This is a genomic window from Bacillus sp. 11B20, assembly GCF_056098985.1.
On sequence record NZ_JBLZWZ010000019.1, the window covers coordinates 1 to 255 of the forward strand.

At 53.7% G+C, this 255-nt stretch carries 1 rRNA gene; it reads right to left on the minus strand.

The annotated features are described in order from the left end of the window. A 16S ribosomal RNA gene (locus tag ACN6NB_RS19535) occupies window positions 1-255 on the minus strand; the annotation flags it as partial.

A 255-nucleotide genomic window follows, 5' to 3' on the forward strand; every position in this document is an offset into this window, starting at 1 on the left:
GTCTTGCAGCCCTTTGTTCTGTCCATTGTAGCACGTGTGTAGCCCAGGTCATAAGGGGCATGATGATTTGACGTCATCCCCACCTTCCTCCGGTTTGTCACCGGCAGTCACCTTAGAGTGCCCAACTAAATGCTGGCAACTAAGATCAAGGGTTGCGCTCGTTGCGGGACTTAACCCAACATCTCACGACACGAGCTGACGACAACCATGCACCACCTGTCACTCTGTCCCCGAAGGGAAAGCCCTATCTCTAGG